The sequence below is a fragment of the Amycolatopsis sp. NPDC003676 genome, assembly GCF_053587275.1.
This window is the reverse complement of sequence record NZ_JBSFNS010000108.1, coordinates 15,821-28,852: the sequence shown is the minus strand read 5'-3', so window position 1 is coordinate 28,852 and position 13,032 is coordinate 15,821. Positions and strand designations below refer to the sequence as shown.

Annotated in this window: 25 protein-coding genes; all 25 read right to left on the bottom strand. The window is 66.8% G+C overall.

Features of this window, described 5'->3' with window-relative positions:
- Positions 1 to 207 precede the first annotated feature (207 nt).
- The 25 genes from rpsD to rpsS all read right to left on the bottom strand — a co-directional run bounded on the left by rpsD (position 208) and on the right by rpsS (position 13,016).
- Complete coding sequence (gene rpsD, locus ACWDNU_RS37340) at positions 208 to 813, bottom strand: 30S ribosomal protein S4 (RefSeq protein WP_037816256.1); 606 nt, start codon at positions 811 to 813, stop codon at positions 208 to 210.
- A 23-nt stretch (positions 814 to 836) separates the two neighbouring features.
- Positions 837 to 1,241, bottom strand: coding sequence for a 30S ribosomal protein S11 (gene rpsK / locus ACWDNU_RS37335; RefSeq protein WP_009072340.1), 405 nt, complete (start codon positions 1,239 to 1,241; stop codon positions 837 to 839).
- Positions 1,242 to 1,259: 18 nt separating this feature from the next.
- The gene (locus ACWDNU_RS37330; RefSeq protein ID WP_009072338.1) at positions 1,260 to 1,445 is read right to left on the bottom strand and encodes a hypothetical protein; all 186 of its coding nucleotides are present in this window, start codon (positions 1,443 to 1,445) and stop codon (positions 1,260 to 1,262) included.
- On the bottom strand, positions 1,442 to 1,822 hold the full coding sequence (gene rpsM, locus ACWDNU_RS37325; RefSeq protein WP_009072337.1) for a 30S ribosomal protein S13: 381 nt from the start codon (positions 1,820 to 1,822) through the stop codon (positions 1,442 to 1,444). Before rpsM ends, ACWDNU_RS37330 begins: the two co-directional genes overlap by 4 nt.
- Positions 1,823 to 2,020: 198 nt before the next feature.
- Entirely contained in the window at positions 2,021 to 2,134 is a 114-nt protein-coding gene (gene rpmJ / locus ACWDNU_RS37320) for a 50S ribosomal protein L36 (protein WP_004558882.1), read from the bottom strand.
- Positions 2,135 to 2,171: 37 nt separating this feature from the next.
- Complete coding sequence (gene infA, locus ACWDNU_RS37315; protein WP_004558881.1) at positions 2,172 to 2,393, bottom strand: translation initiation factor IF-1; 222 nt, start codon at positions 2,391 to 2,393, stop codon at positions 2,172 to 2,174.
- A 239-nt stretch (positions 2,394 to 2,632) separates the two neighbouring features.
- Positions 2,633 to 3,409, bottom strand: a complete 777-nt coding sequence (gene map, locus ACWDNU_RS37310; RefSeq protein WP_370940585.1) for a type I methionyl aminopeptidase — start codon at positions 3,407 to 3,409, stop codon at positions 2,633 to 2,635.
- A 44-nt stretch (positions 3,410 to 3,453) separates the two neighbouring features.
- Positions 3,454 to 4,008: an adenylate kinase gene (locus ACWDNU_RS37305; RefSeq protein ID WP_037816258.1), complete on the bottom strand. Its 555-nt coding sequence runs from the start codon at positions 4,006 to 4,008 to the stop codon at positions 3,454 to 3,456.
- Positions 4,005 to 5,312, bottom strand: a complete 1,308-nt coding sequence (gene secY / locus ACWDNU_RS37300; RefSeq protein WP_344270202.1) for a preprotein translocase subunit SecY — start codon at positions 5,310 to 5,312, stop codon at positions 4,005 to 4,007. The genes ACWDNU_RS37305 and secY overlap by 4 nt, the downstream gene beginning before the upstream one ends.
- A gap of 911 nt (positions 5,313 to 6,223) precedes the next feature.
- On the bottom strand, positions 6,224 to 6,670 hold the full coding sequence (rplO, locus tag ACWDNU_RS37295; RefSeq protein ID WP_009072329.1) for a 50S ribosomal protein L15: 447 nt from the start codon (positions 6,668 to 6,670) through the stop codon (positions 6,224 to 6,226).
- A complete protein-coding gene (rpmD, locus tag ACWDNU_RS37290) occupies positions 6,667 to 6,852 on the bottom strand; it encodes a 50S ribosomal protein L30 (protein WP_004558875.1) in 186 nt (61 codons plus the stop codon). The genes rplO and rpmD overlap by 4 nt, the downstream gene beginning before the upstream one ends.
- Position 6,853: 1 nt before the next feature.
- Positions 6,854 to 7,501, bottom strand: coding sequence for a 30S ribosomal protein S5 (gene rpsE, locus ACWDNU_RS37285; RefSeq protein WP_067583695.1), 648 nt, complete (start codon positions 7,499 to 7,501; stop codon positions 6,854 to 6,856).
- A 31-nt stretch (positions 7,502 to 7,532) separates the two neighbouring features.
- Entirely contained in the window at positions 7,533 to 7,934 is a 402-nt protein-coding gene (rplR, locus tag ACWDNU_RS37280; protein WP_116204588.1) for a 50S ribosomal protein L18, read from the bottom strand.
- On the bottom strand, positions 7,934 to 8,473 hold the full coding sequence (gene rplF, locus ACWDNU_RS37275) for a 50S ribosomal protein L6 (RefSeq protein WP_370932195.1): 540 nt from the start codon (positions 8,471 to 8,473) through the stop codon (positions 7,934 to 7,936). The genes rplR and rplF overlap by 1 nt, the downstream gene beginning before the upstream one ends.
- Positions 8,474 to 8,489: 16 nt before the next feature.
- A complete protein-coding gene (rpsH, locus tag ACWDNU_RS37270) occupies positions 8,490 to 8,888 on the bottom strand; it encodes a 30S ribosomal protein S8 (RefSeq protein ID WP_116204586.1) in 399 nt (132 codons plus the stop codon).
- A gap of 106 nt (positions 8,889 to 8,994) precedes the next feature.
- Positions 8,995 to 9,180, bottom strand: coding sequence for a type Z 30S ribosomal protein S14 (locus ACWDNU_RS37265; protein WP_020662790.1), 186 nt, complete (start codon positions 9,178 to 9,180; stop codon positions 8,995 to 8,997).
- Positions 9,181 to 9,184: 4 nt separating this feature from the next.
- Entirely contained in the window at positions 9,185 to 9,748 is a 564-nt protein-coding gene (gene rplE / locus ACWDNU_RS37260; RefSeq protein WP_037816262.1) for a 50S ribosomal protein L5, read from the bottom strand.
- A 1-nt stretch (position 9,749) separates the two neighbouring features.
- Entirely contained in the window at positions 9,750 to 10,064 is a 315-nt protein-coding gene (gene rplX / locus ACWDNU_RS37255) for a 50S ribosomal protein L24 (protein ID WP_033291190.1), read from the bottom strand.
- A complete protein-coding gene (gene rplN, locus ACWDNU_RS37250; RefSeq protein ID WP_004558867.1) occupies positions 10,064 to 10,432 on the bottom strand; it encodes a 50S ribosomal protein L14 in 369 nt (122 codons plus the stop codon). Before rplN ends, rplX begins: the two co-directional genes overlap by 1 nt.
- A gap of 75 nt (positions 10,433 to 10,507) precedes the next feature.
- Entirely contained in the window at positions 10,508 to 10,786 is a 279-nt protein-coding gene (rpsQ, locus tag ACWDNU_RS37245; RefSeq protein ID WP_116204582.1) for a 30S ribosomal protein S17, read from the bottom strand.
- Positions 10,783 to 11,028, bottom strand: a complete 246-nt coding sequence (rpmC, locus tag ACWDNU_RS37240; RefSeq protein WP_009072314.1) for a 50S ribosomal protein L29 — start codon at positions 11,026 to 11,028, stop codon at positions 10,783 to 10,785. The genes rpsQ and rpmC overlap by 4 nt, the downstream gene beginning before the upstream one ends.
- A complete protein-coding gene (gene rplP / locus ACWDNU_RS37235; RefSeq protein ID WP_009072313.1) occupies positions 11,028 to 11,444 on the bottom strand; it encodes a 50S ribosomal protein L16 in 417 nt (138 codons plus the stop codon). Before rplP ends, rpmC begins: the two co-directional genes overlap by 1 nt.
- 3 nt (positions 11,445 to 11,447) lie before the next feature.
- Positions 11,448 to 12,293 (bottom strand): 30S ribosomal protein S3, encoded by an 846-nt coding sequence (rpsC, locus tag ACWDNU_RS37230; protein ID WP_370932196.1) that lies wholly within the window; start codon positions 12,291 to 12,293, stop codon positions 11,448 to 11,450.
- Positions 12,293 to 12,706, bottom strand: a complete 414-nt coding sequence (rplV, locus tag ACWDNU_RS37225) for a 50S ribosomal protein L22 (protein ID WP_344270166.1) — start codon at positions 12,704 to 12,706, stop codon at positions 12,293 to 12,295. Before rplV ends, rpsC begins: the two co-directional genes overlap by 1 nt.
- Positions 12,707 to 12,734: 28 nt before the next feature.
- On the bottom strand, positions 12,735 to 13,016 hold the full coding sequence (gene rpsS, locus ACWDNU_RS37220) for a 30S ribosomal protein S19 (protein ID WP_003102083.1): 282 nt from the start codon (positions 13,014 to 13,016) through the stop codon (positions 12,735 to 12,737).
- Positions 13,017 to 13,032: the final 16 nt, after the last annotated feature.

The following is a 13,032-nucleotide window of genomic DNA, read 5'->3' as shown; positions in this document are numbered from 1 at the left end:
CGAGCGTGTAGCCGAAGCCGGGCTCCAGCGGTTCGATGGTGAACCGGGAGCGGGTCTCGTTGACCGTCTCTTCGCCGAGAGCCGGCCGCTGGGAAATCAGCATTTCTTAGTTTCCTTTCCAGACGACGCCCGCCATATGACGTCGAAGGGATGGCGTGGCGGCGGCGCACTGGACGCCGCCGCCCCGTAACCAGTCGCAGAGACCGGTTACTTCGAGTAGAGCTCGACGATCAGCTGTTCCTGAACCGGAACGTCGATCTGCGCGCGCTCCGGGAGCTGGTGGACCAGCACGCGGAGGTTCGACGGAACGACCTGCAGCCACGCCGGAACCGGACGCTCGCCGAAGGCTTCCTTCGCCGCGACGAACGGGAGCGTGCCCGCCGACTTCGGCTTGACGTCGATGATGTCCCACTTGGTGACCTGGTAGGACGGCACGTTGACCTTGACGCCGTTGACCAGGAAGTGGCCGTGGCTCACCAGCTGCCGCGCCTGACGGCGGGTGCGGGCGATGCCGGCGCGGTAGATCACGTTGTCCAGCCGGGACTCGAGGATCTGCAGCAGGTTCTCACCGGTCTTGCCCGGACGCCGCACGGCTTCCTTGTAGTACCGGACGAACTGGCGCTCGAGAACGCCGTAGGTGTAGCGAGCCTTCTGCTTCTCCTGCGACTGCAGGAGGTACTCGGACTCCTTGATGCGCCCGCGGCCGTGCTGGCCCGGCGGGTAGGGGCGACGCTCGAAAGCCTGGTCGCCGCCGATGAGGTCAACCTTGAGGCGACGCGAAATACGCGTCGCGGGGCCGGTGTAACGAGCCATTTCTTAGTACTCCTCCCCGTTCCTCAGACCCGGCGCCGCTTGGGCGGGCGGCAGCCGTTGTGAGGCTGCGGGGTCACGTCCTGGATGGTGCCGACCTCGAGGCCGGCCGCCTGCAGCGAGCGGATCGCCGTCTCGCGGCCCGAACCCGGGCCCTTCACGAAAACGTCGACCTTCTTCATGCCGTGCTCGGCAGCCTTGCGGGCGGCGTTCTCGGCGGCCATCTGCGCGGCGAACGGAGTCGACTTGCGCGAGCCCTTGAAGCCCACGTGGCCGCTCGACGCCCACGCGATCACGGCGCCGGTCGGGTCCGTGATCGAGACGATGGTGTTGTTGAAGGTGCTCTTGATGTGCGCGTGACCGTGCGCGACATTCTTCTTTTCCTTGCGGCGGACCTTCTTGGCCCCCGCAGTGCGGCTCTTGGGTGGCATGTTCTGAGGGATCTCCTGTTAGCGCGCGTTCTCTTGGTGAGCGGCGACCGCTTCCTGCTGCCCGCGGCGGATGATGGATCCGGCGTCGGTGTAGAGGTTGCGCAGTGCCATCGGGCGGGCGTAGAGCGCCTTGGGCGAGACACAAGCCGTGGAGCGACGGACGGAACCGCCCATGCGAACGACCTTCTTGCCCTGGGTGCTCACTTCTTGCCAGCCTTCTTCTTGCCAGCGACCGTCTTCTTCGGGCCCTTGCGGGTGCGGGCGTTGGTCTTGGTGCGCTGACCGCGCACCGGAAGACCGCGACGCCAGCGCAGACCCTGGTAGGTCCCGATCTCGATCTTGCGCCGGATGTCGGCGTTCACCTCACGGCGAAGGTCACCCTCGACCTTGAAGTTTTCGTCGATGTAGTCCTTCAGCTTGACGAGATCCTCGTCGCTGAGGTCCTTGACGCGGGTGTCGGCGTTCAGCTCGGCAGCAGCGATCATCTGCTTCGAGCGGGTACGGCCGATCCCGTAGATGTAAGTCAGCGCGATCTCCAACCGCTTCTCGCGGGGGAGGTCGACGCCAGCGAGTCGTGCCACTGGTGCTCCTTCTTCGGGTTCGTCTTCAGGTCTGCTCCCCGTCCGGTTCCGGAACCGACTCGCCTGTCGGCCCGTGGCTTGCGCCCCGGGTGTCCCGGCCCCGGCCTGAAGTCCGGGGGTGCGCCGGACCGCTTTTCACGGTCCGGCAGGCACGGGGAGGGTTGGGTAGCCGTCAATCGGCCTGCTGCAGTGCGGTGGTCAGCCCTGACGCTGCTTGTGGCGCAGGTTCTCGCAGATCACCATGATCCGGCCGTGACGGCGGATCACCTTGCACTTGTCGCAGATCTTCTTGACGCTCGGCTGAACCTTCACGTCTTCCTGCTTCCTGCTCTGCTCGGCTCTGGCGTGATCACTTGTAGCGGTAGACGATGCGACCACGGGAGAGGTCGTAGGGCGACAGCTCCACGACAACCCTGTCTTCGGGCAGGATGCGGATGTAGTGCTGCCGCATCTTGCCGCTGATGTGTGCCAGGACCTTGTGGCCGTTCTCCAACTCGACGCGGAACATCGCGTTGGGGAGCGGCTCGACCACGCGGCCTTCGACCTCGATGGCCCCGTCTTTCTTAGCCATGTCCTCCGCAATCCCTGATGCACGCTTGATGTGCACAGCGTGATCGGTTTTGAGCTCGAGTCCTTGCTTACTGGGTGGTGCTCGGCCACACTCGGCCCCGGGTCCATGAGGTTCGCGAGAATTCACGAGCATGCTGGAACCGGCGCATGAGCGCGCCGACTTGACAGTGTACGCAACCCGTGCAGTGCCCCGTCGACCGGGGGTGAAGTAGACCCTTGTGAGTGGCGGCGCGGGGCCGCTCAGGACTCTTCGGGCAGGGTGAGGACCCAGGGACCGTCTTCGGTGATGGCGACGGTGTGCTCCCAGTGCGCGGCGCGCGAACCGTCGATGGTGACGACCGTCCAGCCGTCTTCCAGTTCGAGGGTTTCGCCGCTGCCGCCGGTCAGCATGGGCTCGACCGCGAGCGCCATGCCGGGCTTGAGCCGCGGGCCCTTGCCGGGTTTGCCGACATTCGGCAGGAACGGCTCCATGTGCATCTCGCGGCCGATGCCGTGGCCGCCGTACTCGAGGATCTCGCCGTACTCCCGGCCGTCGTCCTCGCCCGCCTGGCGGGCGGCGGTCTGCACCGCGAACGAGATGTCGGTGAGCCGCGAGCCCGCGCGGACGGCCTCGATACCCGCCCACATGGCGCGTTTGGTCGCTTCGGACAGCTCGTGGTCCTTCTCGCTGACCTCGCCGATCTCCAGCGTCACCGCGGAGTCGCCGTGCCAGCCGTCGAGGATCGCACCGCAGTCGACCGAGATCAGGTCGCCCTCGGCGAGCACCTGCTTGGCCGACGGGATGCCGTGCACGATCTGCTCGTTCACCGACGCGCAGATCGACGCCGGGAACCCGTGGTAGCCCTTGAACGAGGGCACCGCGCCGGCGTCGCGGATCGTCTGCTCGGCCAGTTCGTCGAGCTCGGCCGTGCTGACCCCGGCCCGCGCGAGTTCGCGCACGGCGGCCAGGGTGCGGGCGACGACGAGTCCGGCCGCCCGCATGGCCTCCAGCTCGCCGCGGGTCTTGACCTCGATCATGCGCCCGCGGCGGAGCACTTGCAGAACACGCAATCCTCCGAGGTTCACGTGCGGTCGCGCAGCGCTTTCAGCACGCGGTCCGAGATCTCCTGCACCTCGCCGACGCCGTCGACCTTCACCAGGATGTCGGAGTAGTACTCCAGCAGCGGCGCGGTCTCCGACACGTACACCTGCTGGCGGCGGCGGATGACGTCTTCGGTGTCGTCCGAGCGGCCGCGCGACATGAGGCGGCCGACGACGACGTCCTCGGCCACATCCAGCTGGATGACCGCGTCGAGCTTGGTGTCGGCCTCGCTCAGCATCTCGCCGAGGACCTCGGCCTGCTTGGTGTTGCGGGGGAACCCGTCGAGCAGGAAGCCTGCCTTCGCGTCCGGTTCGGCCAGCCGCTCGCGGACCATCTCGTTGGTCACCGAGTCCGGCACCAGTTCGCCCGAGTCCAGGTACCGCTTGGCCTCCTGGCCGAGCGGGGTCTCCTGGCCCACGTGCGCCCGGAACAGGTCGCCCGTCGAGATGTGCGGGATCCGCAGCTGCTCGGACAGGGCCACCGCCTGCGTGCCTTTGCCCGCGCCGGGCGGTCCGACGAGAACCAGTCGCGTCACTTCAAGAACCCTTCGTAGTTGCGCTGCATCAGCTGGCTTTCGATCTGTTTCACGGTGTCGAGCCCGACGCCGACCATGATCAGCACAGCCGTGCCACCGAACGGGAAGTTCTGGTTGTTCCCGCTGCCGGTGAGGGACAGGAAGAAGTTCGGGAGGATCGCGATGATGCCCAGGTACAGCGAGCCGGGGAGAGTGATCCGGCCCAGCACGAAGCTGAGGTACTCGGCGGTGGGACGGCCGGGCCGGATGCCCGGGATGAAGCCGCCGAACTTCTTCATCTCTTCCGCACGCTCGTCCACGTTGAACGTGATCGTGATGTAGAAGTAGGTGAAGAAGATGATCAACAGGAAGTAGAGCAGGATGTGCACCCAGCTGCTCTGGTTGACCAGGTAGTTCTGAATGAACGACTGCCAGCCCGAGTTGCTCTGCGGGTCGCCGATGAGCTGGCTGAGCAGCTGCGGCAGGTACAGCAGCGACGAGGCGAAGATGACCGGGATGACACCGGCCTGGTTCACCTTGATCGGCAGGTAGGTCGAGGTGCCGCCGTACATCCGGCGGCCGACCATGCGCTTGGCGTACTGCACCGGGATCCGGCGCTGGCCCTGCTCGACGAAGATGACGCTGGCGATGATCACCAGGCCGAACGCGAGGACCACGACCAGCGCGACGCCGCCGCCGTTGCTGATGATGTTGGCGCCCTCGGCCGGGATGCGGGCCGCGATGTTCAGGAAGATCAGGACGGACATGCCGTTGCCGACGCCGCGCTCGGTGATGAGCTCGCCCAGCCACATCATCACCGCGGTGCCGGCGGTCATGGTGACCACGATCAGCGTCAGCGAGTAGATGCTGTTGTCCGGGATGATCGGCTGCGAGCAGCCCTGGAACAGGGTGCCGCGGTCAGCCAGCGCGACCACGCCGGTGGCCTGCAGGATCGCCAGCGCGATCGTGAGGTACCGGGTGTACTGGGTCAGCTTGTTCTGGCCGGACTGGCCTTCCTTCTTCAGCTCCTCGAAGCGAGGGATGACCACGGTGAGCAGCTGAATGATGATGCTCGCGGTGATGTAGGGCATGATGCCCGTCGCGAACAGCGACAGCTGCAGCAGCGCACCGCCGCTGAAGAGGTTGAGCAGCTGGTACACGCCCTGCTGATCGGCCTGTGCGGTACAGGCCTGCACGGCGGCGAACGAGACCCCCGGAGCCGGGATGGTTGCACCGATCCGGTAGACCGCGACGATGGCTAGCGTGAACAGGATCTTCTTGCGTAGATCCGGCGTCGCGAGAGCCGAGCGGAATGCGCTGAGCACGCGGGGGACCTCCTCGGCGTCGTCGGTCGTCCCAACCGACGATCGGCTTGGCCGGTACGAGACCGGCGGGATGTCTGACTCACTGGCAAGCCAGGAACGCTTCAGGGCAAACAGGCCCGGAAGCGTGCCGCCGACTCTAACAGCTTCGCATGGGCCGCCCGCAGCGCGTGTGCGTTTTACGTCTCAGTGCGAGACCGCCCCGCGGCGCTGAGCCGCAGGTGAGGCCAGTCGGAGCACAGATGATCACCTGTTCGGCCCGCACCGTTCGGCGGGCTTTCCCACAGCAGCAGGGAAAACAGCACCGCCAACGCCCCGCCGCCGTACGTGAGGGCCACCCTCATTGACTCTGATTCCCTCAGGGTTCCCCTCACGACCCACCACTGGTCGCGAGGGGCCCCTTCACGGACTCCGATTCCCGCAAGGAGCCCTTCGGACCGCCCCGCGCCGGCCGGGATGCCGCCCCAATGCGGCATTGGGTGCGTCAGATGCACCCAATGTGGCGTTCGGTGCGTGGGATGCACCCAATGCCACATTGGGGCGCTAGCCCCCACCGCCCGCAAACCGCAGCCGATGCACCCAACGGTCGACGCACTCAGCCCACACCCCGCAGCCGATGCACCCAACGTTCAAAGCACCCAGCCCCTCCCCGCAGCCGATGCACCCAACGTTCAAAGCACCCAGCCCCTCCCCCGCACCCCGATATGAAGCGTCCCTGCGGTTCGGGGGTGCTTGTCAAGGCATCTTTCCCGCTTTGACAAGCACCCCCGAACCGTCAGCACAATCGAGCTTCGGGGTGGGGGCCCACCGAACAAGGCAATGTCGCCGCCAGGCGACGAGCCGAGCAGACAAACCAAAACAAAACGGGCCCGCCCGGAAAACCCGGACGGACCCGTTTCTAAACCGAAGCCAGATCAGCTAACGGTGGCCGAACCACCAGCAGCCTCGATCTTCTCCTTGGCAGAGCCAGAGAAAGCGTGCGCGGTCAGCTCAAGCTTGACCCCGTTCAGGTCCCCGTTGCCGAGAACCTTAACCAGCTTGCCCTTGCGAACGAGACCGTTCGCGGCCAGCTCCTCCGGACCGACCTTGCCACCGTCAGCGAACACCCGGGCGATGTCGCCCACGTTCACCGGCTGGTACTCGGTGCGGAACCGGTTCTTGAATCCACGCAGCTTCGGCAGCCGCATGTGGATGGGCATCTGCCCACCCTCGAACCCGGCGGGCACGTTCTTCCGGGCCTTGGTGCCCTTCGTGCCGCGACCGGCGGTCTTGCCCTTCGAACCCTCACCACGGCCGACGCGGATCTTGTCGCGCTTGGCGCCAGGAGCCGGACGAAGGTGGTGGATCTTGATGGCGGTCATGCCTGGACCTCCTCGACCTCCACCAGGTGGCGGACGGTGTGGATCAGGCCGCGCACCTGGGGGGTGTCCTCACGCACGACGCTCTGGCGGATCTTGCGCAGCCCGAGGGTGCGCAGCGACTCGCGGTGAGCGTGCTTCGTGCCGATCTTGCTCTTGACCTGAGTGACCTTGAGCTGAGCCATGTCAGACCCCCTGGCCGGCACGCTGACGCAGCATCCGGGCCGGGGCGACGTCCTCGAGCGGCAGACCGCGGCGAGCGGCCACCTCCTCCGGACGCTGCAGACCCTTCAGGGCCGCCACGGTCGCGTGCACGATGTTGATGGCGTTGTCGGAGCCGAGCGACTTCGACAGCACGTCGTGGACGCCCGCGCACTCCAGCACCGCGCGCACCGGGCCGCCGGCGATAACACCGGTACCAGCGGAGGCGGGACGGAGCAGCACGACACCGGCGGCTTCCTCACCCTGGATCGGGTGCGGAATGGTGCCGGCGACGCGCGGAACGCGGAAGAAGTTCTTCTTCGCTTCCTCGACGCCCTTGGCGATGGCCGCGGGAACTTCCTTGGCCTTGCCGTAGCCGACGCCGACCTGACCGTCGCCGTCGCCGACGACCACCAGAGCGGTGAAGCTGAAGCGACGACCGCCCTTGACGACCTTGGCGACGCGGTTGATCGTCACGACCTTCTCAAGGTGCGGGGTCTTGTCCTGGCCGGCCCCGCCACGGCCGCCGTCGCGCCGGTCCCGGCCGCCACCGCGGCGGTCGTTGCGGTCGTTGCCGCCCTGACCGCCCGGTCCGCCCTGGCCGCCGCCGAATTGCCGTGTACGTCCCGGCATCAGGCTTTCCTTCCATTCACGAGCATGTGCATCAGAACTTCAACCCCGCCTCACGGGCGGCGTCGGCAAGCGCGGCGATGCGGCCGTGGTAGGCGTTGCCGCCACGGTCGAACACCACGGCTTCGATGCCGGCGTCCTTGGCGCGCGAAGCCACCAGTTCGCCGACCTTCGCCGCCTTGGCCTTCTTGTCGCCCTCGAACGACCGGAGGTCGGTCTCGAGGGTGGACGCCGACGCCAGCGTGTGACCGGCGAGGTCGTCGATCACCTGCACGGTGATGTGCCGCGAGGACCGCTTGACGACCATGCGCGGACGCACCGGCGTGCCGCTGATCTTCTTGCGGAGGCGGAAGTGCCGACGGGTCTTGGCGACGCGGCGGCGGGTCGAGATGTCCTTGCCGACCGGCTTGCGCTTCGTGGTAGTCGTGTCGCTCATCACTTACCCGTCTTTCCGACCTTGCGGCGGATCTTCTCACCCTCGTAGCGCAGGCCCTTGCCCTTGTACGGGTCCGGGCGGCGCAGCTTGCGGATGACCGCGGCGGTCTGGCCGACCTTCTGCTTGTCGATGCCGGACACCGAGAACCGGGTCGGCGACTCCACCTTGAAGGTGATGCCTTCCGGAGCCTCGATCTTCACCGGGTGGCTGTAGCCCAGGGCGAACTCGAGGTCCGAGCCCTTGGCCTGCACGCGGTAACCGACGCCGTGGATTTCGAGCTTCTTCTCGTAGCCCTGGGTCACGCCCACCACGAGGTTGTTCACCAGCGTGCGGGTGAGGCCGTGCAGAGCCCGGCTCGTGCGCTCGTCGTCCGGACGCTTCACCAGGAGCGTGCCGTCCTCGTCGCGCTCGACGAAGATCGGCTCGGCGACGGTGTGCTCCAGGGTGCCCTTCGGCCCCTTGACCTTGACGTTCTGGCCGTCGATGGTCACCTCGACCCCGGAGGGGACGGCGACCGGCAGCTTTCCGATGCGTGACATGTCTGTGCCCCCTTCCTTACCAGACGTAGGCGAGGACTTCGCCGCCCACGTTGTTGCGCTTGGCCTGCCGGTCGGTCTGCAGGCCGCCGGACGTCGAGATGATCGCGACGCCGAGGCCGCCCAGAACGGAGGGCAGTTCGGTCGATTTTGCGTAGACCCGCAGACCCGGCTTGGAGACGCGGCGCAGGCCGGCGATGCTCCGCTCGCGGTTGGGGCCGTACTTCAGCTCGACGATGAGGTTCTTGTGCTTCTCGCCCGGCTCGTCGCGGTAGCTCGCGATGTAGCCCTCGCGCTTGAGGATCTCGGCGATGTTCGCCTTGATCTTCGAGTGCGGAAGCACGACCTCGTCGTGGTACGCCGAGTTCGCGTTGCGCAGACGGGTCAAGAAGTCTGCGATCGGGTCGGTCATCGTCATGGTGACCTGTCAACCTTTCTCGCCTGGTTCCCCGCCCAGCCCGGCCGGAGAGTTCTCCGGCCGGATCGGCGGGGCCTGTGGCGAACTGGGAATAGAGTTTCGAGCCTTACCAGCTGGACTTGTGGACACCGGGCAGTTCGCCCGCGTGCGCCATCTCCCGGAGGCAGATCCGGCACAGGCCGAACTTGCGGTAGACCGAGTGCGGACGCCCGCACCGGTTGCACCGGGTGTAGGCGCGCACCGCGAACTTCGGCTTCTTCGAAGCCTTGCTGACTAGCGCTTTCTTGGCCATCGGCTCAGTTCTCCTTGAACGGGAAACCGAGCTTGCGCAGCAGCGCCCGGCCCTCGTCGTCGGTGGTGGCGGTGGTGACGACGGTGACGTCCATGCCGCGGGGGCGGTCGATGTCGTCCGGGTTGATCTCGTGGAACATCGACTGCTCGTTGAGACCGAACGTGTAGTTGCCGTTGCCGTCGAACTGCTTGGGCGAAAGGCCGCGGAAGTCGCGGATACGGGGCAGCGCGATGGTCAGCAGCCGGTCGAGGAACTCCCACATCCGGTCGCCGCGCAGCGTGACGCGCGCGCCGATCGGCTGTCCCTCGCGCAGCTTGAACTGCGCGATGGACTTGCGGGCCTTCCGGATTTCCGGCTTCTGCCCGGTGATCAGGGCGAGGTCGCGGACCGCGCCGTCGATCAGCTTGCTGTCCCGGGCGGCGTCCCCGACACCCATGTTCACGACGATCTTCACGACGCCGGGAATCTGGTGCACGTTGGGGATGGAGAACTCCTTCTGGAGCTCGCCCTTGATCTCTTCGCGGTACCGGGTCTTCAGACGCGGCACGATCTTCTCTGCGGTGGTCATGTCAGATGTCCTTGCCGTTCCGGCGCGAGACCCGGACCTTCTTGCCGTCCTCGCCGATGCGGTAGCCCACCCGGGTCGGCTTGCCGTCCGAGTCCACGACCATCACGTTCGACACGTGAATAGGCGCTTCCTGCGTCACGATGCCGCCGGACTGGGCGCCACGCTGGGTCTGGGTGATCCGGGTGTGCTTCTTGATCCGGTTGACACCCTCGACCAGCACGCGCTCCCGCTCGGGGTAGGCCTGAATGACCTTGCCCTTCGCGCCCTTGTCCTTGCCGGCGATGACGACGACCGTGTCGCCCTTCTTCACCTTCATCACAGCACCTCCGGCGCGAGCGAAATGATCTTCATGAACTTTCGGTCGCGCAGCTCGCGGCCCACCGGGCCGAAGATGCGGGTGCCCCGGGGCTCGTTGTCGTTCTTGATGAGCACGGCGGCGTTCTCGTCGAACCGGATGTAGGAACCGTCCGGACGACGGCGCTCCTTCACCGTGCGGACGATGACAGCCTTGACGACGTCGCCCTTCTTCACCCCGGCGGCCGGGATGGCGTCCTTCACGGTGGCGACGATGATGTCGCCGATGCCGGCGTAGCGCCGCCCGGAGCCGCCGAGCACGCGGATGCAAAGGATTTCCTTCGCGCCCGTGTTGTCGGCAACCCGAAGCCGCGACTCCTGCTGGATCACGTCAACTCCTGTATGTCGCGCTGGTTCTCGCTGTCGCGAGCCTTGCGGAACCAAGGACTCCCGAAAGAGCCCTGCTTACTTGGCCTTCTCCACGACCTGCACCAGACGCCAGCGCTTGGTCGCCGACAGCGGCCGGGTCTCCATCAGCGTGACCCGGTCGCCCACGCCCGCCTCGTTGTTCTCGTCGTGCACCTTGACCTTGGTGGTGCTGCGGAGAACCTTCGAGTAGCGCGGGTGCTTCTTGCGGTCCTCGAGCTCGACCACGATCGTCTTGTCCATCTTGTCCGAGACGACGTAACCCTCGCGGACCTTGCGGTAGTTCCGGGCGGTCTTCTCGGTGGCAGCCTCGCTCATGCGGCACCTTCACTTTCGGCGTCGGGCGCCACGGACAGGCCGAGCTCGCGCTCGCGCATGACCGTGTAGATCCGCGCGATGTCCGTGCGGACGGTGCGCAGCCGACGGTTGTTGTCCAGCTGCCCGGTCGCCATCTGGAAGCGGAGGTTGAAGAGCTCCTCCTTGTATTCCTTCAGACGCAGCACGAGCTCTTCGGCGGTGAGCTCACGCAGCTCGGATGCCTGTGCGGCTCCGTTAGCCATCAGAACTCACCTTCCCGGGTCACGATGCGGCACTTCATGGGCAGCTTGTGGATCGCGCGGCGGAGCGCCTCGCGGGCGGTCTCCTCGTTCGGGAAGCTGATCTCGAACATCACGCGACCCGGCTTCACGTTGGCGATCCACCACTCGGGCGAACCCTTGCCGGAACCCATGCGGGTTTCCGCCGGCTTCTTGGTCAGCGGGCGGTCCGGGTAGATCGTGGTCCACACCTTGCCGCCGCGCTTGATGTGACGGGTCATGGCGATACGAGCGGACTCGATCTGCCGGTTCGTCACGTAGCTGTGCTCAAGCGCCTGGATGCCGTACTCGCCGAAGTTGACCTTGGTACCGCCCTTGGCGGCGCCGTGGCGCTTCGGGGAGTGCTGCTTGCGGTGCTTGACCCTGCGCGGGATGAGCACGTCTCAGCCCTCCGTCTTTTCTGCGGTCTCGGTGGCCGGGGCCGCCTCGGTCGCGGTGTCGCTCTTCGCGGCAGCGGCGGCGCGGCCGGCCTCGGTCGAGGTCGGGGTCGTGCCCGACGCGCCGGAACGGCGCGGGCGGGACGGCCGGTCGCCGCGGTCGCGGCGCGGAGCGCGGTCCGCGGCCGACGCGGCGGCGTCGCGCTCGGCGCGCGCCTTCAGGCCGCCGACCAGCTCGCCCTTGTAGATCCACACCTTCACGCCGATGCGACCGAACGTCGTCTTGGCCTCGAAGAAGCCGTAGTCGATGTCGGCGCGCAGCGTGTGCAGCGGGACCCGGCCGTCGCGGTAGTGCTCGGAACGGGACATCTCGGCGCCGCCGAGACGACCGCCGCACTGCACGCGGATGCCCTTGACCTGCGGCGAGCGCATGGAGGTCTGGATCGCCTTGCGCATCGCGCGGCGGAACGCCACGCGGTTGCTCAGCTGCTCCGCGACACCCTGGGCGACCAGCTGCGCGTCGGCCTCGGGGTTCTTCACCTCGAGGATGTTCAGCTGGACCTGCTTCTTGGTCAGCTTCTCCAGCGCGCCGCGGATCCGGTCGGCCTCCGCGCCGCGGCGGCCGATGACGATGCCCGGCCGGGCGGTGTGGATGTCGACGCGGACGCGGTCACGGGTGCGCTCGATCTCGACCTTGGAGATGCCGGCGCGCTCCATGCCGGTGGAGAGCAGCTTGCGGATCTTGACGTCCTCGGCCACGTACTCCGCGTACTGCTTGTCGGCGTACCAGCGCGACTTCCAGTCAGTGGTGATACCCAGGCGGAAGCCGTGCGGGTTGATCTTCTGGCCCACTACCGGCCACCTGCCTTCTTGTTGCTCTTCTTCTCCGCAGGCCGCGACTCGACCACCACGGTGATGTGGCTGGTGCGCTTGCGGATCCGGTACGCACGGCCCTGGGCACGCGGACGGATGCGCTTGAGGGTCGGGCCCTCGTCGGCGGTCGCGGACTTGATCCAGAGCGTCTCCGGGTCCAGCTGGAGGTTGTTCTCGGCGTTGGCCGCCGCGCTGGCGATGACCTTCGCGAGCTGCGTGCTGGCAGCCTGCGGCGCGAACCGGAGCACGGCCAAGGCCTCGCTGACGCTACGACCCTTGACGAGCTCGATGACCCGGCGCACCTTCATCGGCGCGTCCCGGACAAAGCGAGCCCGCGCGACGGCCGTGGGCAGCTCTTCTGCCGTGGCCGTGGCGTTTGACTGGGCGTTCATCTGCTTCCCTTAACTTTCTCTGGCCCGCTCAGCGGCGGCGCGACTTGCGGTCGTCCTTGATGTGGCCCTTGAAGGTCCGCGTCGGGGCGAACTCGCCCAGCTTGTGACCCACCATCGCCTCGGTGACGAACACCGGGACGTGCTTGCGGCCGTCGTGCACCGCGATCGTGTGACCCAGGAAGTCCGGGATGATCGTGGAGCGCCGCGACCAAGTCTTGATCACGGTCTTCTTGCCCGATTCGTTCAGCGCGTCCACCTTCTTGAGCAGGTGGTCGTCCACGAACGGGCCCTTCTTAAGGCTGCGTGGCATGTGCTTCTACCTCCCT